This is a genomic window from Pseudomonas sp. PDM16, from assembly GCF_014851865.1.
Lineage (GTDB): Bacteria > Pseudomonadota > Gammaproteobacteria > Pseudomonadales > Pseudomonadaceae > Aquipseudomonas.
In genome coordinates this window covers 698,263-722,732 of sequence record NZ_JACVAM010000002.1, presented here as the reverse complement: position 1 = coordinate 722,732, position 24,470 = coordinate 698,263, and the positions used below count along the sequence as shown (strand labels likewise).

The 24,470-nt window shown below is 64.0% G+C and carries 23 protein-coding genes; 5 read left to right on the top strand and 18 right to left on the bottom strand.

Annotated features, from left to right (window positions below; translation table 11 throughout):
* Positions 1-207: 207 nt before the first annotated feature.
* The 3 genes from putA to IB234_RS09850 all read right to left on the bottom strand — a co-directional run bounded on the left by putA (position 208) and on the right by IB234_RS09850 (position 8,562).
* Positions 208-4,143, bottom strand: coding sequence for a trifunctional transcriptional regulator/proline dehydrogenase/L-glutamate gamma-semialdehyde dehydrogenase (gene putA, locus IB234_RS09860; protein ID WP_192316981.1), 3,936 nt, complete (start codon positions 4,141-4,143; stop codon positions 208-210).
* Between the two features lie 240 nt (positions 4,144-4,383).
* Complete coding sequence (locus IB234_RS09855) at positions 4,384-7,455, bottom strand: efflux RND transporter permease subunit (RefSeq protein ID WP_192316979.1); 3,072 nt, start codon at positions 7,453-7,455, stop codon at positions 4,384-4,386.
* A gap of 3 nt (positions 7,456-7,458) precedes the next feature.
* A complete protein-coding gene (locus IB234_RS09850) occupies positions 7,459-8,562 on the bottom strand; it encodes an efflux RND transporter periplasmic adaptor subunit (protein ID WP_192316977.1) in 1,104 nt (367 codons plus the stop codon).
* A gap of 94 nt (positions 8,563-8,656) precedes the next feature.
* Here IB234_RS09850 and IB234_RS09845 point away from each other — a divergent pair, with 94 nt between their 5' ends.
* The gene (locus IB234_RS09845; RefSeq protein ID WP_192316975.1) at positions 8,657-9,295 is read left to right on the top strand and encodes a TetR/AcrR family transcriptional regulator; all 639 of its coding nucleotides are present in this window, start codon (positions 8,657-8,659) and stop codon (positions 9,293-9,295) included.
* Here IB234_RS09845 and IB234_RS09840 read toward each other — a convergent pair.
* Positions 9,292-10,068 carry a class I SAM-dependent methyltransferase gene (locus IB234_RS09840; RefSeq protein ID WP_192316973.1) on the bottom strand — a complete coding sequence of 259 codons (777 nt, stop codon included), beginning with the start codon at positions 10,066-10,068 and terminating at the stop codon, positions 9,292-9,294. The genes IB234_RS09845 and IB234_RS09840 overlap by 4 nt on opposite strands.
* A gap of 98 nt (positions 10,069-10,166) precedes the next feature.
* On the opposite strand from IB234_RS09840, the gene IB234_RS09835 reads away from it, so the two are divergent.
* Positions 10,167-10,934 (top strand): hypothetical protein, encoded by a 768-nt coding sequence (locus tag IB234_RS09835; RefSeq protein WP_192316971.1) that lies wholly within the window; start codon positions 10,167-10,169, stop codon positions 10,932-10,934.
* Here IB234_RS09835 and IB234_RS09830 read toward each other — a convergent pair.
* The 7 genes from IB234_RS09830 to ppc form a co-directional block, all read right to left on the bottom strand.
* Positions 10,931-11,620, bottom strand: coding sequence for an extensin family protein (locus tag IB234_RS09830; RefSeq protein ID WP_192316969.1), 690 nt, complete (start codon positions 11,618-11,620; stop codon positions 10,931-10,933). The genes IB234_RS09835 and IB234_RS09830 overlap by 4 nt on opposite strands.
* A gap of 4 nt (positions 11,621-11,624) precedes the next feature.
* Complete coding sequence (locus IB234_RS09825) at positions 11,625-12,449, bottom strand: isocitrate lyase/PEP mutase family protein (RefSeq protein WP_192316967.1); 825 nt, start codon at positions 12,447-12,449, stop codon at positions 11,625-11,627.
* Between the two features lie 214 nt (positions 12,450-12,663).
* A complete protein-coding gene (locus tag IB234_RS09820; RefSeq protein WP_192316965.1) occupies positions 12,664-13,524 on the bottom strand; it encodes a DUF72 domain-containing protein in 861 nt (286 codons plus the stop codon).
* Positions 13,524-13,871: a hypothetical protein gene (locus tag IB234_RS09815; RefSeq protein WP_192316963.1), complete on the bottom strand. Its 348-nt coding sequence runs from the start codon at positions 13,869-13,871 to the stop codon at positions 13,524-13,526. Before IB234_RS09815 ends, IB234_RS09820 begins: the two co-directional genes overlap by 1 nt.
* Positions 13,872-13,984: 113 nt before the next feature.
* Complete coding sequence (gene tsaB, locus IB234_RS09810) at positions 13,985-14,668, bottom strand: tRNA (adenosine(37)-N6)-threonylcarbamoyltransferase complex dimerization subunit type 1 TsaB (protein ID WP_192316961.1); 684 nt, start codon at positions 14,666-14,668, stop codon at positions 13,985-13,987.
* A gap of 86 nt (positions 14,669-14,754) precedes the next feature.
* Positions 14,755-15,402 (bottom strand): adenylate kinase, encoded by a 648-nt coding sequence (gene adk, locus IB234_RS09805; protein ID WP_192316959.1) that lies wholly within the window; start codon positions 15,400-15,402, stop codon positions 14,755-14,757.
* Between the two features lie 159 nt (positions 15,403-15,561).
* On the bottom strand, positions 15,562-18,198 hold the full coding sequence (gene ppc / locus IB234_RS09800) for a phosphoenolpyruvate carboxylase (protein ID WP_192316957.1): 2,637 nt from the start codon (positions 18,196-18,198) through the stop codon (positions 15,562-15,564).
* Between the two features lie 198 nt (positions 18,199-18,396).
* On the opposite strand from ppc, the gene IB234_RS09795 reads away from it, so the two are divergent.
* On the top strand, positions 18,397-18,741 hold the full coding sequence (locus tag IB234_RS09795) for a pilin assembly protein (RefSeq protein WP_192316955.1): 345 nt from the start codon (positions 18,397-18,399) through the stop codon (positions 18,739-18,741).
* Between the two features lie 36 nt (positions 18,742-18,777).
* Here IB234_RS09795 and IB234_RS24130 read toward each other — a convergent pair whose 3' ends face one another.
* Positions 18,778-18,912 carry a hypothetical protein gene (locus tag IB234_RS24130; RefSeq protein WP_263864188.1) on the bottom strand — a complete coding sequence of 45 codons (135 nt, stop codon included), beginning with the start codon at positions 18,910-18,912 and terminating at the stop codon, positions 18,778-18,780.
* Positions 18,913-18,924: 12 nt separating this feature from the next.
* Here IB234_RS24130 and IB234_RS09790 point away from each other — a divergent pair, with 12 nt between their 5' ends.
* Positions 18,925-19,305, top strand: a complete 381-nt coding sequence (locus tag IB234_RS09790) for a DUF4398 domain-containing protein (RefSeq protein WP_192316953.1) — start codon at positions 18,925-18,927, stop codon at positions 19,303-19,305.
* A gap of 19 nt (positions 19,306-19,324) precedes the next feature.
* Positions 19,325-20,104: an OmpA family protein gene (locus IB234_RS09785; RefSeq protein ID WP_192316951.1), complete on the top strand. Its 780-nt coding sequence runs from the start codon at positions 19,325-19,327 to the stop codon at positions 20,102-20,104.
* 68 nt (positions 20,105-20,172) lie between these two features.
* Here IB234_RS09785 and IB234_RS09780 read toward each other — a convergent pair whose 3' ends face one another.
* The 6 genes from IB234_RS09780 to IB234_RS09755 all read right to left on the bottom strand — a co-directional run bounded on the left by IB234_RS09780 (position 20,173) and on the right by IB234_RS09755 (position 24,424).
* A complete protein-coding gene (locus tag IB234_RS09780; RefSeq protein ID WP_192316949.1) occupies positions 20,173-20,544 on the bottom strand; it encodes a DUF2195 family protein in 372 nt (123 codons plus the stop codon).
* The gene (locus tag IB234_RS09775) at positions 20,531-21,055 is read right to left on the bottom strand and encodes a DUF2778 domain-containing protein (protein WP_192316947.1); all 525 of its coding nucleotides are present in this window, start codon (positions 21,053-21,055) and stop codon (positions 20,531-20,533) included. Before IB234_RS09775 ends, IB234_RS09780 begins: the two co-directional genes overlap by 14 nt.
* A 187-nt stretch (positions 21,056-21,242) precedes the next feature.
* Positions 21,243-21,572, bottom strand: coding sequence for a hypothetical protein (locus IB234_RS09770; protein WP_192316945.1), 330 nt, complete (start codon positions 21,570-21,572; stop codon positions 21,243-21,245).
* A gap of 190 nt (positions 21,573-21,762) precedes the next feature.
* Positions 21,763-22,509 carry a TIGR00266 family protein gene (locus tag IB234_RS09765; RefSeq protein ID WP_192316943.1) on the bottom strand — a complete coding sequence of 249 codons (747 nt, stop codon included), beginning with the start codon at positions 22,507-22,509 and terminating at the stop codon, positions 21,763-21,765.
* Between the two features lie 64 nt (positions 22,510-22,573).
* Complete coding sequence (locus IB234_RS09760) at positions 22,574-23,863, bottom strand: flavohemoglobin expression-modulating QEGLA motif protein (protein ID WP_192316941.1); 1,290 nt, start codon at positions 23,861-23,863, stop codon at positions 22,574-22,576.
* 9 nt (positions 23,864-23,872) lie between these two features.
* Positions 23,873-24,424, bottom strand: coding sequence for a hypothetical protein (locus tag IB234_RS09755; protein ID WP_192316939.1), 552 nt, complete (start codon positions 24,422-24,424; stop codon positions 23,873-23,875).
* Positions 24,425-24,470: the final 46 nt, after the last annotated feature.

Genomic DNA, 24,470 nt, shown 5'->3' with positions numbered 1-24,470 from the left:
GCCCCCACTACGGGCGTACGACACGTGGTGCCAGGCAGAAACTCCGCTGACACCTGGGGTGAGCGCCATGGACAGCGCTCGGTCATTGCAGGAGTCGCCTGACAGCCAGTACAGCATGTCAGGCGAATCTTTCAGCCAGCTTTCGCCAGCGACTCGATCAGCACACCATCGCCCCATCACGGCACAGCGAAGGTGCTGCTTGTTGGATCAACCGATGGTCATCAGGCTGGCGTTACCGCCGGCTGCCGCGGTGTTCACGCTCAACGCGTGCTCGATCAGCAGACGCTCCAGCGGAATGTCGGTCTCGCCCTTGTTCAGACCATGCACGCTAACGATGGCGCCCTTGCGCTGGGCAGCCCGCTGGCTGACTTCACGTAGCTGGTCGGAATCGCCGTGGTGCAGGATGGCGTCGAACTCGGCCTCCACACTGGTCCAGTCAGCCACCGTGGCGATGCGTTTCTGCACCTCCTTGGGCAGCTTGCCGATCAGCTCGCGCTGGGCTTCCGGCAGCACCGCATGGCTACCGACTGCCAGCGTGGCGGCCAGTTGGGCCAGCAGGTCACCGCGATCATCCGCCAGGCACAGCACGCGCTCACGCGGCAGCAGGGTGTAGGTGTTGCGCTCGCCGGTCGGACCGTTCAACACGTGGCTGGTGTAGCTCTGCGACAAGGCACCGAACTGCTCGAACAGCGCGGCCACGGCCGGCTCTTCCTTGGTCGCCCAAGTGGCGAAGGCGGCACGCGCCTTGTCCAGCTCAGCTGGCGCACCGAGGGCATGCACGTTGTCCCCCTTGAGCTGCTGGGCCACGGCGTCCTGCGGGCGGGTCGACAGCAGGCGGTACAGGTACAGCGGGCCGCCGGCCTTCGGACCGGTGCCGGACAGGCCCTCGCCACCGAAAGGCTGCACACCGACCACGGCGCCAACGATATTGCGGTTGACGTAGAGGTTGCCGACCTTGGCGCTATCCACCACCTGGGCGATGGTCTCATCGATACGGGTGTGCACGCCGAGGGTCAGGCCGTAGCCGCTGTCGTTGATCTGCTGCAGCAGGTTGCCCAGCTCGGCGCGCGGGTAGCGCACCAGGTGCAGCACCGGGCCGAAGATTTCGCGCTTCATTTCATCGAAGCTGTCCAGCTCGATCAGGGTCGGCAACACGAAGGTACCGCGCTTGATTTCGTCACCATCGGCGCGGGCAGCCTGGAACACCTTGCGGCCCTTCTCGCGCATCGCGTCGATGTGCGCCTCGATGCCAGCCTTGGCCTCGGCGTCGATCACCGGGCCGATGTCGGTGCACAGGCGCTCCGGCGAACCGATGCGGTATTCGGCCATGGCGCCCTTGAGCATCTCGATCACGCGGTCGGCCACGTCGTCCTGCACGCACAGCACGCGCAGGGCCGAGCAGCGCTGACCGGCGCTGTCGAAGGCGGAGCTGACCACGTCGATCACCACCTGCTCGGCCAGGGCCGAGGAGTCGACGATCATGGCGTTGAGGCCGCCGGTTTCGGCGATCAGCGGCACGGTGCGGCCCTGGGCGTCGAGGCGGCCGGCGATGTTGCGCTGGAGGATGCCGGCCACTTCGGTGGAACCGGTGAACATCACGCCACGCACGCGCTCGTCACCCACCAGGCGTGCGCCGACGGTCTCGCCACGGCCCGGCAGCAGCTGCACGGCGCCAGCGGGTACGCCGGCCTCGAGCAGGATGCGCACGGCTTGTGCGGCGATCAGCGGAGTCTGTTCGGCCGGCTTGGCCAGCACGGTATTGCCGGCAGCCAATGCAGCAGCGACCTGGCCGCTGAAGATCGCCAGCGGGAAGTTCCACGGACTGATGCACACCACCGGGCCCAGCGGGCGGTGGCTGTCGTTGCCAAAGGCGCGGGCCTGGGCGGCGTAGTAGCGGAGGAAATCCACCGCCTCACGCACTTCGGCGATGGCGTTGGCGAAGGTCTTGCCGGATTCGCGTACCAGCAGGCCCATCAGTTGCTGGATCTCACCTTCCATGCGGTCGGCGGCACGTTCCAGTACGGCGGCGCGCTCGGCAGCCTGGGTCGACTGCCAGATCTGCCCGCTGGCCTGAGCACAGAGGATCGCGCTCTTCACGTCAGCCTCGCTGGCTTCATGCACATGGCCGACCAGGTCGCGGTGATCAGCCGGGTTGCGCACCGGCTCGGCCGGACCCGGGTTCGGCGTGTCGCCACCAAGCATCGGCGCGGCGACGTAGCTGGTATTGGTCGACGACAGCAGCGCCGAGGACAGCGAGCCCAGACGATGTTCATTGGCTAGGTCGATGCCTTCGGAATTCAGGCGGGCATCGCCGTACAGGTCACGCGGCAGCGGAATACGCGGGTGCGGCAGGCCGAGGGTGCCTTCCTGCGCAGCCATGCGCTCGACCTGCTCGACCGGGTCCAGCACCAGCTCCTTCAGCGAGATGCTCTGGTCGGCGATGCGGTTGACGAAGCTGGTGTTAGCGCCGTTTTCCAGCAGGCGACGCACTAGGTAAGCCAGCAGCGTTTCGTGGCTGCCGACCGGGGCGTAGATGCGGCACGGACGGTTGAACTTGCCGTCGGCGACCTTGCCCACTACCTGCTCGTACAGCGGCTCGCCCATGCCATGCAGGCACTGGAACTCGTACTGGCCCGGGTAGTAGTTCTGCCCGGCGATCTGATAGATGGCCGACAGCGAGTGGGCGTTGTGGGTGGCGAACTGCGGGTAGATGGCTTCCGGCACGGACAGCAGCTTGCGCGCGCAGGCGATGTAGGAAATATCGGTGTACGGCTTGCGGGTGTAGACCGGGTAGCCTTCCAGGCCCTCGACCTGGGCGCGCTTGATCTCGCTGTCCCAGTAGGCGCCTTTTACCAGGCGGATCATCAGGCGGTGGCGACTGCGCTTGGCCAGGTCGATGACGTAGTCGATCACGTACGGGCAGCGCTTCTGGTAGCCCTGGATGACGAAGCCGATACCGTTCCAGCCGGCCAGCTCGGGGGCAAAGCACAGGCGTTCGAGCAGATCGAGAGAGATTTCCAGACGGTCGGCTTCCTCGGCGTCGATGTTGAGGCCGATGTCGTACTGCCTGGCCAGCTTGGTCAGGCCCAGCAGGATCGGGTACAGCTCGTCCATCACGCGGTCGTACTGGGCGCGGCTGTAGCGCGGGTGCAGGGCGGAGAGCTTGATCGAGATGCCCGGGCCTTCGTAGATGCCGCGACCGTGGGAGGCCTTGCCGATGGCGTGGATGGCCTGCTCGTAAGAAGCCAGGTAACGCTTGGCGTCTTCCTCGGTCAGCGCGGCCTCGCCGAGCATGTCGTAGGAATAGCGGAAGCCCTTACTCTCCATGTTGGAGGCGTTGGCCAGGGCCTCGCCGATGGTCTCGCCGGTGACGAACTGCTCGCCCATCAGGCGCATGGCCATGTCCACACCCTTGCGGATCACCGGCTCGCCGCTCTTGCCGATCAGGCGGTTGAGCGAGGACGACAGGCCGGCCTCGTTATGGGTGGCCACCAGCTTGCCGGTGATCAGCAGGCCCCAGGAGGCGGCGTTGACGAACATCGACGGGCTCTGGCCCAGGTGCTGGCTCCAGTTGCCGTTGGCGATCTTGTCGCGGATCAGGGCGTCACGGGTAGCCTTGTCCGGGATGCGCAGCAGCGCCTCGGCCAGACACATCAGCGCTACGCCTTCCTGGGAGGACAGAGAAAATTCCTGCAGCAGGCCCTGCACCAGGCCCTGGCGGCCACCGGCGTTCTTCTGGTTGCGCAGTTTCTCGGCAATGCCGAGGGCCATTTTCTGGGTGGCCTCGGCCTGCTCTTTCGGCAGGCGGGCCTGCTCCAGCAGCATCGGCAGCGCCTCGGTCTCCGGACGACGGTAGGCGCCGGTGATGGCGGCACGCAGCACAGATTGCGGCAGGATGCTTTCAGCAAAATCAAGGAAGACCTGCAGGCCCTGCTCGCCCAGATTTTCCACCGCCTCTTCGCCAACCGCCGCAGCAAGACCGGAATGCTCGGCCGGGGCCAGGCCACCTTCTACCTGCTCCAGATAGTTGAAGATCGCCTGCTTGATCAACCAATGGGGGGTGCGATCAAGGGATTGGGCAGCTTGCTTCAGACGTTCACGGGTGGCGTCGTCGAGTTTCACGCCAAGGGTGGTGGTGGCCATTTCTTATCCTGTTTCGGTTGATTGCGCTGCGGCGCGTGGCAGGAGAGTAAACCTCCGCAAGGAAAAGGTGCAACTAAGTGCAACCACTTATTCCGACGAGAGGTACAGCCTGTGCAACCTAATGATTGGCACTGCGTACAGACAACCTTAGACCTACCTCGCCAGCCTGCCGCTCAAACCGATGACACAGCAGAATGAAAAAGCCCGGCACAAGGCCGGGCTTTTTCATTCTGCAGACGCTTAACGCTCCACTTCCTTAACCCTGAACCAGGCCGCGTACAGCGCCGGCAGGAACAGCAAGGTGAGCGCCGTGGCGACGATCAGGCCACCCATGATGGCCACCGCCATCGGTCCGAAGAACACGCTGCGCGACATCGGAATCATCGCCAACACTGCCGCCAGCGCGGTCAACACGATGGGGCGGAAACGCCGCACGGTGGCCTCGATGATGGCGTGCCAGCGATCCAGGCCGGAGGCGATGTCCTGCTCGATCTGGTCCACCAGAATCACCGAGTTGCGCATGATCATCCCCGACAGAGCGATGGTGCCCAGCATGGCGACGAAGCCGAACGGCTGCTGGAACAGCAACAGGAACAGGGTCACGCCGATCAGCCCCAGCGGAGCCGTGAGGAACACCATGGCCGTGCGCGACATGCTCTTGAGCTGCAACATCAGCAGGGTCAGCACCACCAGGATGAACAACGGGATGCCGGCGTTGACCGACTTCTGCCCACGGGTCGAGTCCTCTACCGTGCCACCCACTTCCAGCAGGTAGCCGCTGGGCAGCTCGGCACGAATGGACTCCAGCGTCGGCAGAATCTGCTTGGTCAGGCTGGCCGGCTGCTCGTTGCCATAGATGTCGCCGAGGATGGTGACGGTCGGCAGGCGGTCACGATGCCAAATCACACCCTCCTCGAAGCCGTACTCCAGAGTGGCAATCTGCGACAGAGCCACGCTCTTGCCACTGCTGGTCGGCACCGCCAGGCTTGGCAGCAGCTCCAGCGCTTGGCGCTCACGCACGGTGCCGCGCAGGAGGATCTCGATCAGCTCGTTGTCTTCGCGGAACAGGCTGACGCTGGAGCCGGTCAGCGAGCTCTGCAGGAACTGCGACAGGTCGGCGCTGCTCACGCCCAGGGCGCGGGCACGCTCCTGGTCGATGTTGAGGTAGACAACCTTGCTCGGCTCTTCCCAGTTCAAGTGCACATTGGACACATGCGGGTTCTCGCGCACCTTGGCCGCCACCTGACGAGCGATGTCGCGCACCTCGTCGATGTGCTCGCCACTGACCCGCAACTGGATCGGGAAGCCCACGGGCGGACCGTTCTCCAGGCGCGAGACACGGGTACGGGCGAACGGGAAGTCCTCGTTCATCACCTCGATCAGCCAGGTACGCAGCCGCTCGCGGTCCTCGATGCTCTTGGCCAGGATGACGAACTGGGCGAAGCGGGTCGCAGCCAGCTGCTGGTCGAGCGGCAGGTAGAAGCGCGGCGAACCGTTGCCGACATAGGCCACGTAGTTGTCGATGCCCGGCTGGTCCTTGAGCTTGGCTTCCAGGCGCTTGACCTGCTCCTCGGTGGCCTTGAGCGACGAGCCCTCGGTGAGCTTGATGTCGACCATCAGTTCCAGGCGCCCGGAGGCCGGGAAGAACTGCTGCGGCACGAAGCGGAACAGCACGATGGAGGCGATGAACAGGCCGACGGTGACCAGAATCACCGTCTTGCGCCGGCGCACGCACCACTCCACCACTTCGCGCACGGTCTGGTAGAAGGTGGTCGAGTAGGGATCATGCCCTTCCGGGTTGCCGCCATGCTTCTTCGCATGCAGCTTGGCCAGGTCCGGCAGCAGGCGGTCGCCCAGGTACGGCACGAACACCACGGCAGCGACCCAGGACACCAGCAGAGCAATGCACACCACCTGGAAGATCGAGCGGGTGTATTCGCCTGTACCGGATTGCGCGGTGGCTATCGGCAGGAAGCCGGCGGCGGTGATCAGGGTGCCGGTGAGCATGGGGAAGGCCGTGCTGGTCCAGGCGAAGCTGGCCGCCCGGAATCGGTCATAACCCTGCTCCATCTTGATCGCCATCATCTCTACGGCAATGATCGCGTCGTCCACCAGCAGCCCCAGCGCCAGCACCAGCGCGCCCAGGGAAATCTTGTGCAGGCCGATGCCAAAGTAGTGCATCAGGGCGAAGGTCATCGCCAGCACCAACGGAATGGACAGCGCCACCACCAGGCCGGTACGCAGGCCGAGGGAGAAGAAGCTGACCAGCAGCACGATCACCAGCGCCTCGACCAGCACCTGGACGAACTCGCCCACGCCAGTCTTCACCGCCGCCGGCTGGTCGGATACCTTGTGCAGCTCCATGCCCACTGGCAGGGTCTGCTGCAGGCGGGCAAACTCGTGCTCCAGAGCCTCGCCCAGCACCAGGATATCGCCACCGGCCTTCATCGACACGGCGATGCCGATGGCGTCCTGGCTCATGAAACGCATGCGCGGCGCCTGCGGATCATTGAAGCCGCGATGCACCTCGGCCACATCGCCGAGACGGAAGGTGCGGTCGCCGACGCGGATGGGGAAATCACGAATCTCGTCGACCGACTTGAAGCGCCCCGATACGCGCATCTGCACGCGATCGGTTGGCGTCTCGAAGAAGCCCGAGTAGGCCACTGCGTTCTGCTCGTCCAGCGCCTGCTGCACGGCCGCCAGCGGCAGGCCGAGGGTCGCCAGCTTGACGTTGGACAGCTCGATCCAGATCTTCTCGTCCTGCAGGCCGAGCAGTTCGACCTTGCCCACGTCCTTGACCCGCTGCAGCTGCAGCTGCAGGCGGTCGGCGTAGTCCTTCATCACCGCGTAGTCGAAACCTTCGCCGGTGAGCGCGTAGATATTGCCGAAGGTGGTGCCGAATTCGTCGTTGAAGAACGGCCCGCGAATACCCGGCGGCAAGGTATGGCGAATGTCGCCGACCTTCTTACGCACCTGATACCAGAGCTCGGGAATATTCTTCGAGACCATGTCGTCGCGGGCCATGAAGGTGACCACCGACTCGCCCGGGCGCGAATAGGAGTTGATGAAGTGGTAGTCACCGGTCTCCATCACCTTCTTCTCGATGCGCTCGGTGATCTGCCGCGAGACCTCCTCGGCAGTGGCGCCCGGCCAGTCGACACGAATGACCATGGCCTTGAAGGTGAAGGGTGGGTCCTCGCTCTGGCCCAGCTTGGTGTAGGACAGCGCGCCGATCACCGCCAGCACCAGCATCAGATAGCGAACGATGCTGCGGTTACGCAGCGCCCATTCGGACAGGTTGAAGGACATGGCTTACTCCTTGTTCGCCAGCGCGACCAGACGGTTATCGCGATCCACCGGACGCACCTTCTGCCCATCGAGCAGCACATGCACACCGGCGGCGACAACCCAGTCGCCCTCCTTCAGGCCTTCCAGGATCGACACGCGCTCCTGGCCGTAGGCGCCGACGCGCACCGGAGTGCGCACGGCCTTGGATTCCTTGGGATCGATGACCCAGACGAAGGGCTTGTCCTTCTCCGCACTCAGCGCGGACAGCGGCACCGACAACGGCACCTCGCCATCGGCGGTGATCGAGACGCGGGCGCTCTGCCCTACTTCAGCCTTGACCTTGGGATCGCTGAAGGTGACGCGAGCAGCAAAGGTGCGCGACTGGGCGTCGGCGGCCGGCGACAGTTCGCGGATGCGTCCGGGGAACTGCTTGTCCGGCTGCGACCACAGTTCGATGCTGACCTCCTGGCCGATGCGGAAGCGCTCCAGGGCGTGCTCTGGCACGCTGATCAGTACTTCGCGCTCGCCATCGACAGCCAGGGTGAACACGGTCTGGCCGGCGGCCACCACCTGACCCACCTCAGCCAGACGGCGCGCCACCAGTCCATCCTGGGAAGCACGCAACACCGAGTAGCCGGCCTGGTTGCTGGCCACGTCGAACTCGGCCTTGATCTGTTTCACCCGCGCCTCGCCAGCACGGTATTGGTTCTCGACCGTGTCGTACTGCGACTGGCTGATCAGCTGGCGGGCCAGCAGGGTCTTGTAACGATCACGCTCGGAGCGCACCAGCTTGAGGTTGGCCTCAGCGGCGTTGACCTGAGCCCGGGCCGCCTCCAGTTGCAGCTTGACGTCCTGCGCATCCAGCTCGGCCAGCGGCTGGTCCTTGCGTACCCGATCACCGGCGTCCACCAAACGCTTGGCGATCTTGCCGCCGATGCGGAACGCCAGCTCCGGCTCGAAGCGCGCGCGAACTTCGCCAGGGTAGGTATCCACCGCATCCGCCGCCGGCAACGGGTGCACCACCATGGCCGGTCGCGCCGGTGCCTCGACGGTTTCACCGTTGCCACAGGCAACCAGCAGGGAGATCAACGACAGAGGCACAGCGAGGGACAGGGCATGACGGAGCATGGTGAACGACCTTTCGCAAAAAGATGCTTGGAATACTTATACTGGCCGGTATAGTAAAAATAGCGAACTCGCCAGTCCAGTATTAAAAAGCCAAATGTCCGACAAATCTTTTCAATCCTCCGGCGGCCCCGGACGGCCCAAGGATCCCGCCAAGCGCCTGGCCATTCTGGAAGCCGCCAAGCGGCTGTTCATGCAGAACGGCTACGACGGCAGCAGCATGGATGCCATCGCGGCCGAGGCCGGGGTTTCAAAGCTCACGGTGTATAGCCACTTCACCGACAAGGAGACGCTGTTTGCCTGCGCGGTGGAATCCAAGTGCTCGGAACAACTGCCGCCGCTGTTCTTCGAACTGCGCGCAGACATGGCTATCGACAAGGCGCTACTGGCCATCGGGCGCGGCTTCAACAGCCTGATCAACAGCGAAGAATCGATTGCGATGATGCGCCTGGTGATCACTCAGGCAGTGCAGAACACGCCGATGGCCGAACTGTTCTACAGCGCCGGCCCACACCGCATGCTGCTGGCCATGGAGCACCTGCTGGAACAGGCCAACGCCCTCGGCCAGCTACAGGTGGAACATCCGCAACGCGCCGCCGAGCACTTCTTCAGCCTGATCAAAGGGGGATGTAACTTCCGCCGCCTGATCGGCTGCAGCGAGCCGCCCAGCGGCCAGACAGCCGATGAGCACGTGCAGGAAGTAGTGAGGCTGTTCGTCCGCGCTTATCGCCCTTAAGGCTTCAGCGCCTTCTTCGGATAGATGTCGTAGCGACTGGACTTGCCCTCCAGCGCATAGCTCGGCTTGGCGCCGTCGATGACCGGTGCCTTGCGCGGACGCTTGACCACCACCCGGTGGGTCGCCAACACAAGAGCTGCCTCTAGCAATGCCGGCGCGTCCAGATCGTCGCCCACCAGCGGGCGGAACAGACGCATTTCCTTCTTCACCAGCGCGCTCTTGTCGCGGTGCGGGAACATCGGGTCGAGGTAGATCACCTGGGGCGGCTCACCCTGCCAGTTGCGCATCAGCTCGATGGCATTGCCGTGCAGCAGGCGCATCTGCGCGGCGATAGGCGCCACCTCGGCATCGCGCAGAGCGCGCTCCAGGCCGTCTTCCAGCAATGCGGCGATGATCGGCTGGCGCTCGCTCAGAGTCACATTGCAGCCCAGTGAGGCCAGGACGAAAGCATCTCGCCCCAGGCCAGCAGTGGCATCCAGCACAATGGGACGCACACCAGGCTGCACACCGACTGCCTTGGCAATCATCTGCCCGCTGCCGCCACCATACAGGCGACGATGGGCAACTGCCCCTTCGACGAAATCTACCCGTACCGGGCCTGGCGCCTGCGGCCCCAACTCGGTGAGCTGCAGGCCATCCGAGCCCAGTTGCAGGACAAAATCGGCCTCGCCCTCCAGCGGCAGGCCAAGGCGCTCGGCCCAGGCTCGCACCGCCTCGCCACAGACAGGCTGCAGAGCCTCGACTCGGATTCTGGTAGACCGTTCGTCACTCATAAGGAAAAAACGCTCAATCGAAGCGGCGCACGGCCGATAGCAGGGGGGATGCCCTATTCTGCCAGACGCGGCCAATACCGACCGCACCGAGTTGGATAATGATCGACAGCCTATCCGCCCCCCGTCCTTCCTCGCTGGACAAGCAGCTGGACGCCGGTCTGCGCGACTCACTCGACTACCAGATCCTGCGTCGCACCCTGATGCCCAAGAGTGAGCAGCCAGCCCCCGGTGAAGCCACCGCCGAGATCGAACAGACCGGAAAGGCCCAGACAGCAGCCCCGCTCAATGAAACCATCGAAGCTCAGTCCACCAGCTTCCAGCAGGTGCTGCAGCAACGCGAGCTACAGCTCAACGTCACCACCAACTCCAGACCACAGCAGGTCGACCCATTGGTACTCGACCTCGCCGGTAACGGTTTCACCACCCGAGGCCTGGGCGATGCGGTGCGCTTCGATCTGGACGCAGATGGCCGTACCGACAGCATCAGCGCCCCCAGCGGCGACGATGCCCTGCTGGCCCTGGATCGCAACGGCAATGGCCGCATCGACGATGGCCGTGAGCTGTTCGGCGACCAGCATGGCGCCGCCAATGGCTTTGCCGAGCTGAGCAAGTTCGACGACAACGGAGATGGCCGTATCGATGCACAGGATGCGGTGTTCGAGCGCCTGCGCCTGCTGCGCTTCGACGCCCAGGGCCAGCAGCAGATTCAGAGCCTCAGCCAGGCCGGCGTCAGCGCCATCGAGCTGCAGGCTCGCGACGTCAAGCAGACGGTCGGCGCCTATGACGAGATCGCCCAGCTCGGCCGCTTCGAGTTCAGCGACGGCCGCAGTGGCCAGGCCGCTGACCTGCTGCTGGCCAAGCGTTAGCGGCAGAGTCGGAACAGCCCCATATCCAGATGCAGGTGATCGCGATGGGCGGCGTTGTACTCCGGCCCCAGCGTGACCCTGAAGCTGTCGCAGGCCGCGTCACGCACCTCACGCAGGAAGAGCGCTTCCGCCCCCTCTCCGGCCCAGTGCCGCGCCACGCTGATACGTCGCCCATCCTGCAGGCGGAAACCGGCGATATCCAGCGCATTGGCCGTGGCGTGCTGGCTGCGACGCTGGCTGTTGCCGATATTGCGACAGGCGAAGCTGCCGAGGTGGTCGACTCGCGCCACCGGCTGACCGAACACCTTTCGCGCGGCTGGCTGCAGGCCGTGCTCCTCGAACAACGCGTAGGCCACGGCCAGCTTGCAGCTGGCCAGGAAGCTGGAACTGAACTGCACACCCGCACGTTGCACCCGCACAGCACTCTCCACAGCACAACCCGCCGCAGACTCACTGTTCGCCACTGCGGTGTAGCGCAGCACACTACTGTCCAGCGCCAGACGACACAGCTCAGGCTCCTGCTGCAGGCGCATCAGCTTGTAGCCGGTCAGCAGATTGGGCGGTTGGCGAACATCCAGCGGCGCCCACGGATTCCATGCAGGCGGCACTAACAACCAGCCCCTGTAGACGACCAGGGGCGCGCCGAACAGCGTCAACAGGGCCAGCACCCAGAATGCCCGAAGCATGCGATCAACCGAACAGATCGTTGATCTCGTCGAATGGTATGGCTTCACCCATCGCCACCAGACTCCCCCGCGCCAGTTCGCCGGCGGCAAGGAAGAACTCTCCGTAGGCCACGCGCGCCAGGTTGGAGCCGACACTGACCCGCTTTACGCCCAGCTCCGCCAGCTCGGCCAGAGAAAGGCGCAGGTTCGGGGAGCCGACCAGCACGTTGACCGGACGTGGCGCTACCGCCTGGACCACTGCCTTGATCTCGTCTCGGCTGCGCAGCCCGGGCGCGTAGAGCACATCTGCCCCCGCTTCGGCATAAGCCACCAGGCGGCGAATGGTGTCATCCAGATCGGCGCGGCCATGCAGGAAATTCTCAGCGCGGGCCGCCAGGGTAAAGGGGAAATCCAGGGCGCGAGCGGCAGCGACGGCGGCACGAATGCGCTCCGTGGCCAGCTCTACGGGGTAGATGGGGGTATCAGGGTGACCGCTGGCATCCTCGATGGAACCACCGACCAACCCAATCTCCGCGGCCAACCGAATCGTCGTCGCGCAATCTTCCGGCGTATCACCGTAGCCATTCTCCAGATCGGCCGCCACCGGCAACGGCGTTGCCTCGACGATAGCACGGGCATTGGCCAGGCACTCATCGCGGCCCACCGCGCCCTCAGCGTCGCGCCGTCCCAGCGAGAAGGCCAGGCCGGCACTGGTAGTGGCCAGCGCCTGGAACCCTAGATGGGCAAGCATCTTCGCCGAGCCAGTATCCCAGGGGTTGGGCAGCACCAGCAGCCCCTCGCCCAGATGCAGGGCCTGGAAGATTTCGCCACGCTCTCGCTGGGTACTCATGGTGCAGCTCCTTGCATCGAGTGAAAGGAATTAGCCTCGGTTTCTGTATGAAGGATATCGGCGCTCGGCGGTACGTTGTTAAAACGGCTCCGAATGCTCATCTGCAGCTAGTGAGCGCCGACTCCTCACCGATCGTTGCCTAGTTTCGTCCTGGCTCGACGGCTTCTCATAGAGAGCCTGGCCAAAAATGTGAGAACTGAAAACGTGGCCCCTGTCAGAGCAGACCGAGTTGCTCGACTTCCGGTTCAACCTGTGCAGTCGCCAGTGCCGGCAACCCTGGCAGACGCTGCGTCAGACAGGCATGGAAGCGCAGCGCCTGGACGGCGGCGAGGTGGTTATCCGGCGTGTGCAGGAAGACATAGGGTGCCAGGCCCTGTTCAATCCAGGCCGCCACCTTGTCCAGCCAGGGCTCGAGGAATGGCTGGTTGGCCTCGAGGTCTGGGCCGCCGATGAAGCGTACCTGCGGGTTGGCACTGAACGCCGTTGGCCGCAACGGCAGGCGCGGCTTCTTCGACTGCGCATGCAGCACGGCAGGATCATGCGAGGTGCAGGCGAATAGCGCCCGCGAGTCCAGGCAGATGCGCTCGACGCCACGCTCCTGCAGGCTGCGGTTGAGCAGGCGCTCATCCTCTTCCCGGGCGAAGAACGCGGGATGGCGCAGCTCGACGGCAATAGCGCGGCTGGAAAACTCGTCGAGCCAAGCCAGCAGCTCACCCAGGCGCGACGGGCCGAAGCTGGTCGGCAGCTGCAACCACAGGGGTGCAACTCGCTCGCCAAGTGGTGCCAGCAATTGCAGGAAGTCGGTGGTGGCGGCGAAGTGATCGCGCAGATCACCGTCATGACTGATATCGCGGGGCATCTTGGCACAGAAGCGAAAGCCATGTGGCATCTGCTCCGCCCAACGCTGCACGGTCAATGGCGCCGGCCTCGCATAGAAGGTGGTATTGCCTTCTACCGCGTTGAAGGTGACTACGTAGTGCGCCAGGGTATCCGCAGGACGAAGATCAGAGGGGTAGAAGCTGCCCCGCCAGGCTGGCTCGTTCCACGACGGGCAGCCCAGAAAATAGGGAAGCATCAGGCGTAAAGATCGAGACCGAGGACTTCGCTGGCGTCGCGTTCGTCGGTGTAGCCGGCGGTGTTGCCGTAGGCGGCCAAAGCCTGGCTGGCCTTGGCGCTGAATCCGCGTTGCTGCTGGGTGAGATTGTCCTGATAGCGTGCCGGCAGGCTATCGCTGCTGGCGTTGCTGGCCTGTACACGACGAGCCTGAGCGAGCTGCTCATAACCCTGGGTGGAGGATGGTGATACCGGCTGCTCGCGGCGCTGCTCGACCTCGCGCTGATCCTCACGCAGGGGCGTGACCGCGCTGCCCGCCCGGGAGCCGCGATCCAGAGGATATGTTGAGGAGAAGCCGTCGATACGCATCTATTACTGCTCGATATACGTGGGTGGCAATGTAGCGGCGCCCGATACAAATGGCAATTTGCTCACGCCGGCAGCGGACAGAAGGCCGCCGGAGCACAGCGGCATGCTCTGAATCAGGGCTTGGGCGCCTTCGGCGTGGCCACGTTGTCACGCAGGTACACCGGTTGGGCCTCATCGGCCGGCAGCGCCTGACCGCGAGCCCAGGCGAACGCCGCCAGGCTCAGCAGATCCTGGGCGTGCGGCAACATCGCCTCATCGCTACCGGCAGCAGCCAGGGCAATACGCGCCCCATAGGTTCCCCATCCTGTACCAGCTGCGAACCAATCGCCACTGGCGCCACGCGGCAACTCGGCACGCTCCGGCGCCAGCACAGCCTCGACGCCCTGAAGGCGCATCTCGCCCTGCTCGGCGGCGTAGCAGCCCCAGTACACCTCGTCCATGCGCGCATCGATGGCCGCAGCCACTTGCTGAGCGCCATGCTCACGCAGCGAACGCTGAGCCAGCACCGCCAGGTTCGAGACCGGCAGCACCGGCTTGTCCAGAGCGAACGCCAGGCCCTGGACCACGCCGATGGCGATGCGCACGCCAGTAAAGGCCCCCGGGCCGCGCCCGAAGGCGATGGCATCCACAGCAGTCAGGGCCACCCCGGCTTCGCCAAGCAGATCGCGGATCATCGGCAGCAGACGCTGGGCATGCAGGCGCGGCGCCACTTCGTAGTGGCTGAGCACCTTGCCGTCGTGCAGCAAGGCGACGGAGCAGGCTTCGGTGGCGGTATCCAGGGCCAGCAGCGTGGTCATCGGGGCATCCGGTCGGGCAGAAAAAGGGCGGCATTATAAACGCCAACGGCCCGCTATTGCGGGCCGTTGGACAGCACGATCAGCGATCAGCTAAGGGCAGCGAGCACCTTGGCGGTGATCTCGTCTACCGAGCCGACACCGGCGATAGCGCTGTACTTCGGAGTGCCTTCAGCAGCGGACAGCTTCTGGTAGAAGTCCACCAGCGGCTTGGTCTGCGAGTGGTAGACGGACAGGCGGTGACGCACGGTCTCCTCGGTATCGTCCTTGCGCTGGACCAGCTCTTCACCGGTCTCGTCGTCTTTGCCTTCAACCTTCGGCGGGTTATAGACCACGTGATAGACGCGGCCGCTGGCCTCATGCACGCGGCGACCGGCGATGCGCTGGACGATCTCTTCGTCGTCGACGGCGATTTCGACCACGTTGTCGATGGTCACGCCGGCTTCCTTCATGGCTTCGGCCTGGGGAATGGTGCGTGGGAAACCATCGAACAGGAAGCCGTTGGCACAATCCGGCTGAGCGATGCGCTCCTTGACCAGGTTGATGATCAGATCATCGGAGACCAGACCACCGGCATCCATCACGCTCTTGGCCTGTAGCCCCAGCTCAGTACCAGCCTTGACCGCGGCACGCAGCATGTCGCCAGTGGAGATCTGCGGAATACCGAACTTCTTGGTGATGAAACCAGCCTGGGTACCTTTGCCGGCACCGGGCGCCCCCAGCAGAATCACGCGCATCGAAGTGCTCCTCAAGAAAAGACAGGAAAGTCGTCGGATTCGCCTCGTGGGGCCAATCTCACTATTGGGTTTCGGCGTCACTGAGCGGCCAAAAGGAGGGCCACAATACACAGCGCTTCGGTGCCGCACAAGCCACCGAAAGTCGGGGGTGGCGGGGCCTCAGCCGGTGTTGCGCAAGCCCGCTGCGATCCCTGCGACACTGACCAGTAAAGCCTGTTCCAAAGGGCTATCCACCGGACTCTCACGCACTCTACAACGAGCCAGAAGCTCCGCCTGGAGCAGGTGTAGCGGGTCCAGGTAGATATTGCGCACGGTGATCGCCTCACGCGTCTCAGGGCTATGGGTGAGCAGCTCCGACTGATGGGTCAGGCCTAGTACCAGAGTGCGACACTGCGACAATAGGTCGCGTAAATGCGCCCCCAGTGGTCGCAACTCGGCCTCGACCAGGCGCTCGTCGTACAGCGTGGCGATAGCCAGGTCAGCCTTGGCCAGTACCATTTCCAGCATGTCGATACGCGTGCGGAAGAATGGCCAACGCTCGCGCATGTCCTCCAGCAGGGCCTTTCCACCGCCCTGAAGCGCCTTGTCCAGCGCGGTTTCCCAACCCAGCCAGGCGGGCAGCATCAGGCGCGTCTGGGTCCAGGCGAAGATCCAGGGAATCGCTCGCAGACTCTCCACTCCTCCGGCACGGCGCTTGGCTGGCCGGCTACCCAGCGGCAGGCGCCCGAGCTCCTGCTCGGGCGTGGCCTGGCGGAAGTATTCAACGAACTGCGAATGCTCACGTACCACCGCTCGATAGGCAGCTACACCTTCCGCGGCCAGGCGATCCATGGCAGAGCGCCAGGCCGGCTCGGGCGCGGGAGGTGGCTGCAGCGTGGCCTCGAGCACGGCGGCCAGGTAAAGGTTTAGGTTCTGCTCGGCCAACTGCGGCAGGCCGAACTTGAAGCGGATCATCTCGCCCTGTTCAGTGGTGCGGAAACGCCCGGACACGGAGCCCGGAGGTTGCGACAAAATGGCCGCATGAGCGGGGCCGCCGCCGCGCCCTACGGTGCCGCCACGACCATGGAACAGCAGCAACTCCACATCGTGTCGGCGGCAGATATCCACCAAGGCCTCCTGCGCCCGGTACTGGGCCCAGGCAGCAGCCGTGGTGCCGGCATCCTTGGCAGAATCGGAGTAGCCGATCATCACTTCCTGCGGGCCGTGCAGGCGTGCACGATAGCCATGCAGGCCAAGCAGGCGATCGATGGCAGGACCGGCGTTATCGAGGTCAGACAGGGTTTCGAACAGCGGCGCAACCCGCATCGGCCGCTGCAGTCCGGCCTCTTTAAGCAAGAGTTGCACCGCCAGCACATCAGACGGAGCACCGGCCATGGAGATAACGTAGGTGCCGAGCGAAGCCGCTGGCGCCGCGGCGATCACCTTGCAAGTGGCGAGCACTTCCGCGGTATCGGCGGACGGCCTGTGCTGCGCCGGCAGCAATGGGCGGCGGTTATCCAGTTCACGCTGGAGAAACTCGAGGCGCTGCTCCTCGTCCCACTCGGCGTAGTTGCCCAGGCCGAGGTAATCGGTGATCTCGCTCATGGCCGCGGCGTGACGGGCAGCATCTTGCCGGATGTCCAGACGAACCAGAAACAGACCGAAACAGGCCGCGCGACGCAGGCAGTCGAGAAGCTCACCCTCGGCGATCACGCCCATGCCAGAGGCGTGCAAGGATTGATAACAGAGCTCCAGCGGCTCCAGCAGCTCGCGATTGTCATGCAGCACTTCGGGACCGGGAGCCACCTCATCATCCAAGGCCGACTCCGCCCATGCACGGGTGGCACGCAAGCGATCACGCAGTTGCTTGAGCACCGCTCGATAGGGTTCTGGATGTAAGCCGACATGCACACGCAGCTCATCGCTGGCCTGCTGCATGGAAAGCTCGGCCGCCAGCCGCTCGATGTCACGCAGATAAAGATCGGCGGCCATCCACCGCGCCAACAGCAGCACCCTGCGGCTGACCTCGGCAGTGACGTTGGGGTTGCCATCGCGGTCGCCTCCCATCCATGAGGCGAAACGCACCGGTGCGGCTCCGAGCGGCAGGCGCAAGCCACAGGCGTGGAGCATGGCCTGGTCAGCCTTGCGCAGAAAGCTCGGCAGCGCCTGCCACAGGGAGTGTTCGATTACCGCGAAGCCCCATTTGGCTTCGTCCACGGGGCTTGGACGGCTACGGCGGATTTCCTCGGTATGCCAGGCCTCGGCGATCAACCTGCGAAGCTTGAGTTGCGCCTGGTCGCGCTCGTCCGGCAACAGGTCGACATGATCCAGTGCGGCGAGTTGCGCCGAGATGGCATCGTACTTCTGGATCAATGTACGCCGCGCTACCTCGGTGGGATGCGCAGTAAGCACCAGTTCGATATCCAGGCGGCCCAACTGGCGGGCCAATGCTTCCGGCTTGTGGCCTGCCGAGGCCAGGCGCTGCAGCAGCTCAGCCAGCACACGGTCATCGAAGGGTTGCGCCTCACCCACATGGCGACGGCGGATGCGGTGGTACTGCTCGGCAATATTGGCCAGGTTGAGGAACTGATTGAAGGCCCTCGCCACCGGCAGCAGCTCGTCGTCGCTCAGGGCATCGAGTGTCTCGAGCAACTGCTTCTCGCCGGCCGAAGACCCCTTGCGCCCGGCCTTCGAACCTTGGCGGATCAACTCGACCTTGTCGAAAAATCCCTCGCCGAGCTGATTGCGAATGGTGTCGCCGAGGAGCTCACCGAGCAGGTGAACTTCCTCCCGCAGACGCATATCGATCTCTGCCATGACGCTTCCCTCCGCCTCGGGGTAGAGCCGTCAGCTTGCACAGGGCGACTCATTCTTACAAGCACACGACGAACGGCCGCTAGCATCGTGCCAACGAGCTAGTCTGAACCCTGCAGGTGTCAAGAATGCCTGCGTCCGGGCAGCACGCCGTACCCGGGGCCCTTATCCGCCCACCACGAATGGGCAACCGAGGTGCATATGAAGATCCGTGAACTCACCCGCCATTGGGAGCAGAACGCCAAGGGTCGCCTGACCCAGAGCCAGTACCACATTCATCTCGACCTGGAATCGGCCGCCCGGCTCGCCGCTCTGTCCGAGATGTACCCGAAACGCAGTGCCGAGGAGCTGCTCGGAGAGCTGATCGGCTCGGCACTGGAGGAACTGGAGGCTAGCCTGCCCTACGTGAAAGGCAGCAAGGTGGTGGCTACCGACGAGCAGGGCGACCCGTTGTATGAGGACATCGGCCCAACGCCACGCTTCCTTGCCCTGGCGCGCAAGTACCTCCAGCAGTTGAGCCACCAGCGCGACAGCACTCAGCACTGAGCTCCCTGCTGACAGAGGCCCCTCAAGGGGCCTTTTTCATGCCTGTGAAAAATCTTGAACGTTCGTTTCCAGACGGCAGTCACAGTTCCAGGCCGGAGAAAACGATGGCAATTGGCGATCTTCTTCGCCAATCCACAGACATCCGGCAGGTAACTTGTCGATGGATTGCATGGAGCTTGAACCATGAACAACAGCCCGAGAACGCTTCTGCTCACCCTGGCACTGGGCAGCAGCCTGGTCCTAGCCGGTTGCGCCGGTAACCCACCTACCGAGCAGCTCGCCTCTGCCAGCGCGGTAATGAAAAGTGCCGAAGCCGCCGGCGGCGCCGAATACGCCCCCGCCGACATGAAAGCCGCACAGGACAAGATGAGCCAGGCCCAGTTGCTGATTCAGGATCAGGAATACGAGCAGGCTCGTCGCCTGATCGAGCAGGCCGAGGCAGATGCCCGCGTTGCCGAACGCCGCGCACTGGCAGGCAAGGCTCAGCGTAGCCTGGAAGACGCCCAGCAGGGCGTGCAACAGATTCGCGAGGAAGGATCGCGTACGCCGATCATCGTGCAGTGACCATGGAGGAGCGATGCTCATGAACCGCATGACCAACCTGTTTACCCTTTCCACACTGGCCCTGGTGCTCGCGGGCTGCGCCCACGATCCGAACCCCAACTTGGAGAAAGCCCGCGTCGGTTACGCCGAGCTGCAGGCCAACCCGCAGGCTCTAACCTTGGCCGGAGTGGAGACCAAGGAAGCCGGCGACATGCTCACCCGCGCCAACCAGGCCTACGAATCCGGCCAGGGCAGCGTGCAGGTGGACCACCTGGCCTATCAGGCCAACCGCCGTATCGATGTAGCCAAGGAAACCATCCTGCAGAAAAACGCCGAAGAGGCGCTGAAGACCGCCCCGGCCCAGCGCACCCAGGCCCAACTGGATGCGCGTAACCAGCAGGTGGACATCCTTCTGCAGCATCTGCAGGCCAAAGAGACTGAGCGTGGGTCGGTAGTGACCTTGGGCGACGTGCTGTTCGAGGTGGACCGCGCCCAGCTGACCGGCACCGGAATGCGTAACGTGCAGGAGCTGGGTAACTACCTGCTGCAGAATCCAGAGCGCCAGGTGGTAGTGGAAGGGTTCACCGACAGCACGGGCACCCGCGACCACAACCTGCGCCTATCCCAAGCCCGAGCCGACTCGGTACGCAGCGCCTTGGTGGCCATGGGTGTTGATCCGCGTCGTATCACCACTCACGGCCTAGGCCAGGACTACCCAGTGGCAAGCAACGCTACTCCTGACTCGCGCACCCTCAACCGTCGAGTGGAAGTGACCATCGCTCACGGTCAGGGCCCGGTGGCGCCCCGCGCCAGGCTGTAAATCGGAGCCGTAAAAATCTGATGCCGGGCAGCCCGGCATCGGATTTTTCGTTTCTGGCGAACCCGCGCCTACAGCGGCGGTGCGCAGGAAAGAGTCAGGATGGTAGTTTCCCCCTGGATCAGCGCCGGATCGCTGGCGAGCACCAGGGTCTTCTTCCCGCCGATTTTCAGGTTGACGAGGCCTTGCTGCAGGACCTGTTCGACGCCCTCGACCTCCACGCTGCTGGTGTAGCGGGCGAGCGCCGAGAAGCAGGCGCAGTCGCCTATCGGCTTGCTCAGCTCGACATCACCCTCGACCGTGACCAGGTTGCCCTGGGCGGCCAGGGGTGCAAGCCTCACCGCCGCGCAGTCGGCCAGTTCGTTGTTCAGGCGTATGCCTTCGGCCGAGCAGGCCAGCGGGCTCAGCAGGCACAGACCAACCAGCAGCCTAGTTCGCAACATAGGTACCTCCATTGGTCTCGCGACCCGCCACGTATTTGACCTTGATGATCAGGTGCCCACGTGTTCTGGCAAGGCTGCTCGACTTCAACACCGTGAAAAACCCAGGATCGACTTCGATGCAACCGTGGCTATAGCCTTTGGTCGAGTCATGCATATAGAAGCCACCGCGCCTGATGGCACATGCCTGGCGCGTCTGAGGATCCGCGGGTTCCATCCTGGCCCGGTTGTTTCCCCAGTTCGCCCAGAAGGGCTCGCAATCCCCCGCCGCACCGCCTCGCGGGATTCGCTGCATACCCCATGCAGGAGACAGATTGCACCGATTCTTGCCGTCGTCCCGCGCATCGCCCATGTCGCGGATAAAGACCTTGTACAGTCCCTCGGGCACCGGTCCCTTGTCCGGCACACACTGAAACTCCGGCCTCTGGAAGCCCGGCATGGCCGTGCTGGCCTTGAACCGGCCGACCCCGCCCCACCTCACTTCCTGCCCATCGAATTCCAGATCGATATTCATCGCCAACTCCCTGTCTGCTCTTGAGATACCGAACGCAGACTAAAGAGAAGCCAGGCCGCTGCAAACCCGTCTCCCTTGCGGCTGAGAAACAGGTCTCAGCCGCCGGCCAAGGTGTCAGCGCGATGGATTTCCGGGTGGGACAGCCCAGCAGTAGAACCGGTGCATCCACGCCACCGGGTTTCAGTGGCTACTGCTGCGGCGCCTGCGGGGTTTCCTGGCCGAGGCAGCGCACGGCCTGCTTCTTGTTGTCCACCAGTACGCCGGTCAGGCCCTTCTGCTGGGTATCAAACAGCACCAGCACGCCATCGATGCACTGCGCCACCTGATTGGCGGGCTTGAGTGAGACTTTGTAGTCCTCGCCGGCGACGGTCTTGAGCATGGTGAAGTCGGACAGCAACAGGGCATCCTGCTCCTTGGCGAAATGCAGGTACCCGTAGTACCAGAGCACGACCACGGTGCCAACGATGCTGGCGATGCCGGTAAGGATCATGGGGATGACGTTGCGTTCTTCGCTCATGGGGAGGGCTCGTTGTCCGAAGGGCGCACAGTTTAACCGCTGCCCGGCCGCCTGGCGCGGCCTGGATGTCGCACGGGTTACTCGCTCAGGAAAAAGGCAATGTTATTTGCCAGCCAAGGCGCCACGACACGTCATGGCAGGAAATGATGCCTGCAAGGTTAAACAGGCGCTTTCGGTCAGTGCACCTGAACTACTTGCCGCCGGCACGCACCTCTTCGCGAGCCTTGAAGGTAGCGCCATAGATGCGCTCGGCCAGACGCGAGAACGGCAGGCTCTGCACCCAGACGGTACCGGTGCCCTTGAGCGTGGCGAGGAGAATGCCCTCACCGCCGAACAGCATGCTACGCAGCCCGCCGGCCAGACCGATGTCGTAGTCAATGCCGCTGGTGAAGGCCACCAGGCAGCCGGTGTCCAGGCGCAGGGTTTCGTTGTTCAGTTCCTTGCGGATCACCGTGCCGCCTGCATGCACGAAGGCCAGGCCATCGCCCTCCAGCTTCTGCAGGATGAAACCCTCGCCGCCGAAGAAGCCGGCACCGATGCGCTTGTTGAAGCTGATGCCGATCTCGGTGCCATAGGCGGCGCAAAGGAAAGCATCCTTCTGGCAGATCAGCCGGCCGCCGACCTGGGCCAGGTCGATGGGCACCACGGTGCCCGGATAGGGTGCAGCGAAGCCGACCCGGTGCTGGCCATTGCCCCGATTGCTGAAGTGGGTCATGAACAACGACTCGCCAGTGAGCAGGCGCTTGCCGGCGCCCCACAGCTTGCCCAGCACACCGCTGGACGAGCCGTCGCCCATGCGCGTCTCGAAGCGTATGCCCTCGGTCATGTAGTTCATCACTCCAGCCTCGGCGATCACCGTCTCGCCTGGGTCGAGGATGATCTCCACGGTTTGGGCCGAGGCGCCGAGGATTTCGTAGTCGAGCTTGTGGCTGGGCATGGGCAACTCCGGACAAGAAGAGGCCTGACGGGCATGGCCCGGCAGCGACCGGGCCCAAGCAACGTCAGAGGATGTTGGCGTAGTCCGCTTCGATGCGGTCCAGGCTCAGATGGTTCAGGAAGTTGGAGAAACACATCCAGGCTGCCAGGGCGTTGAGGTCGCGGAACTGCGGCGGCAGGTATTTGGGCGGCGCCACCAGGCCCTCGTCAACCAACTGGCGCAAGGTACGCATGTCTTCCAGGGTGGTCTTACCGCAGAACAGCAGCGGGATCTGCTCCAGCTTGCCCTTGCGCACGGCGAGCTGGATGTAGTTGTAGATCAGAATGAAACCCTTCAGGTACGACAGGTCCTTGGTAAAGGGCAGGCCGTTTGGCGTTGAGCCGCGGAACACCCGACTGGCATTGCCGTAACTTTCCTCCAGGCCATAGCCTTGCTCCTTGTAGAACTCGAATACCTGCAGGAAGTCGGCGCCCTCCTCGGCCATGTGGATGGCGCGGGTGCGGTTGGTCAGCTTGCGCAAGCGATAGGGGTAGGAGGCGAAGGCAATCACCTCCATCAGGATGGCCAGGCCCTCCTGAGTCACGGTCGACGAGGGCGGGCCCTTGGCCAGGAAGGTACATACCGGCTGGTTGAGACCGTTCAACGTGGTGCCGACATGCACCATGCCCTCGTGCACTTCCAGCGCGCGCACATCGCGCTCGTTGAACATCGCATCGGCGCGCACCTTGATGTAGTCGGCACCGGCCGCCGCATCGGCGACAATGCCGTCGGATTCGAACACACGGATGGTGTCGTCACCGAACACCTTGGCCAAGCGCTCCTGCAGGATGCCCACGGCATCCTTGGCGGTCAGCGTCTTGGCTTCGTCCTCCAGGTCGCCGCGGGCGGCGATGTTGTTCAGGTAGCCGGAGAGCATCAGGCCGAGGTCGGCCAGAGTCGGGTCGCCAGCATGGAAGGCGTCCGAAGCGGCGCCGTACAGCTCCTGAGAAATCAGACCGAAATCGGCAGTGCCACGCGCCTCGAGCATGCGGATCACCATGCGGTATTCCTTGCACATACGCCGCATGATCTGCCCGACCGGGTTGAACTGCCCCAGGTGGCGGGTAATGTCGCGCTCGATGTTCTGGAACTCCAGCTTCTTCGCCGTGGCATCGAAGGCCAGCGGTCGGCTGTCATAGTAGCTACGGTCCACCACCGGCATCTCGCGCCCCTTGGCCTTGAGGAAACCCTGGCGAATGCTGTCGTCCCACTTGATGGCATCGAGCACGCGGATAGGCGTCTGTGCCTCGACCAACCGATCGGACAGGGAGCGGATGATCTCGTGGTAATCGTCCTGCGACTTACGGCGACTCATGACGGCCCCTTACTCGGCGCTGCGCTGGTAGCGTGCCACTTCGACGAATACATCGGCGTTGGCCTGATCGTCCAGATAGGCGAACACCCGATCCAGCGGGCTGGTCACCAGCACAGCCTCGCCTTCCGGCGTCTCGACGGAATTGCCCTGCAGCGCACCGTCGCCCATTTCCTGAAGGATGCGTTCGACATCGAGGTTGTAGATCACCAATTCGTTGCCGGTGGTCAGCTCGAAACCGGCGATGGCGAAATTGGCGCCCAGGCGCTTGGGCAGGCCGGCGGACATGTACCAGCGGCGGCCGTGGTGGGCCACGGTGAAGCCATACTCCTCGGCCACCTCGTCCTCGGAGCCCTCACTCCAGGCCTTGGCGCGGTACACGTTGGAGCCCGAGCGGGCGATGCTCAGGTACTGCTGATCGCCCCATTCATCCTTGCGCTCCCAGTCGCCGAGCAACGGTATCGGTGCCGCCTCGTTGGCCGGTATCGGGTCCTTGAACGTCACCAGGCAACCGCTCAACAGCAGGCAACTCAGGGCGGCTATTGCAACGCGCCAGGCTTTCATCAACGCACTCCTCGTGAGGTTCGATCGACTGCCGCACAAACGAAAA

Bases quoted from the DNA above. Each gene is read 5' to 3' on its own strand.
- putA (WP_192316981.1), bottom strand. From the start codon at position 4,143: ATGGCCACCACCACCCTTGGCGTGAAACTCGACGACGCCACCCGTGAA.
- IB234_RS09855 (WP_192316979.1), bottom strand. From the start codon at position 7,455: ATGTCCTTCAACCTGTCCGAATGGGCGCTGCGTAACCGCAGCATCGTT.
- IB234_RS09850 (WP_192316977.1), bottom strand. From the start codon at position 8,562: ATGCTCCGTCATGCCCTGTCCCTCGCTGTGCCTCTGTCGTTGATCTCC.
- IB234_RS09845 (WP_192316975.1), top strand. From the start codon at position 8,657: ATGTCCGACAAATCTTTTCAATCCTCCGGCGGCCCCGGACGGCCCAAG.
- IB234_RS09840 (WP_192316973.1), bottom strand. From the start codon at position 10,068: ATGAGTGACGAACGGTCTACCAGAATCCGAGTCGAGGCTCTGCAGCCT.
- IB234_RS09835 (WP_192316971.1), top strand. From the start codon at position 10,167: ATGATCGACAGCCTATCCGCCCCCCGTCCTTCCTCGCTGGACAAGCAG.
- IB234_RS09830 (WP_192316969.1), bottom strand. From the start codon at position 11,620: ATGCTTCGGGCATTCTGGGTGCTGGCCCTGTTGACGCTGTTCGGCGCG.
- IB234_RS09825 (WP_192316967.1), bottom strand. From the start codon at position 12,449: ATGAGTACCCAGCGAGAGCGTGGCGAAATCTTCCAGGCCCTGCATCTG.
- IB234_RS09820 (WP_192316965.1), bottom strand. From the start codon at position 13,524: ATGCTTCCCTATTTTCTGGGCTGCCCGTCGTGGAACGAGCCAGCCTGG.
- IB234_RS09815 (WP_192316963.1), bottom strand. From the start codon at position 13,871: ATGCGTATCGACGGCTTCTCCTCAACATATCCTCTGGATCGCGGCTCC.
- tsaB (WP_192316961.1), bottom strand. From the start codon at position 14,668: ATGACCACGCTGCTGGCCCTGGATACCGCCACCGAAGCCTGCTCCGTC.
- adk (WP_192316959.1), bottom strand. From the start codon at position 15,402: ATGCGCGTGATTCTGCTGGGGGCGCCCGGTGCCGGCAAAGGTACCCAG.
- ppc (WP_192316957.1), bottom strand. From the start codon at position 18,198: ATGGCAGAGATCGATATGCGTCTGCGGGAGGAAGTTCACCTGCTCGGT.
- IB234_RS09795 (WP_192316955.1), top strand. From the start codon at position 18,397: ATGAAGATCCGTGAACTCACCCGCCATTGGGAGCAGAACGCCAAGGGT.
- IB234_RS24130 (WP_263864188.1), bottom strand. From the start codon at position 18,912: ATGCAATCCATCGACAAGTTACCTGCCGGATGTCTGTGGATTGGCGAA.
- IB234_RS09790 (WP_192316953.1), top strand. From the start codon at position 18,925: ATGAACAACAGCCCGAGAACGCTTCTGCTCACCCTGGCACTGGGCAGC.
- IB234_RS09785 (WP_192316951.1), top strand. From the start codon at position 19,325: ATGAACCGCATGACCAACCTGTTTACCCTTTCCACACTGGCCCTGGTG.
- IB234_RS09780 (WP_192316949.1), bottom strand. From the start codon at position 20,544: ATGTTGCGAACTAGGCTGCTGGTTGGTCTGTGCCTGCTGAGCCCGCTG.
- IB234_RS09775 (WP_192316947.1), bottom strand. From the start codon at position 21,055: ATGAATATCGATCTGGAATTCGATGGGCAGGAAGTGAGGTGGGGCGGG.
- IB234_RS09770 (WP_192316945.1), bottom strand. From the start codon at position 21,572: ATGAGCGAAGAACGCAACGTCATCCCCATGATCCTTACCGGCATCGCC.
- IB234_RS09765 (WP_192316943.1), bottom strand. From the start codon at position 22,509: ATGCCCAGCCACAAGCTCGACTACGAAATCCTCGGCGCCTCGGCCCAA.
- IB234_RS09760 (WP_192316941.1), bottom strand. From the start codon at position 23,863: ATGAGTCGCCGTAAGTCGCAGGACGATTACCACGAGATCATCCGCTCC.
- IB234_RS09755 (WP_192316939.1), bottom strand. From the start codon at position 24,424: ATGAAAGCCTGGCGCGTTGCAATAGCCGCCCTGAGTTGCCTGCTGTTG.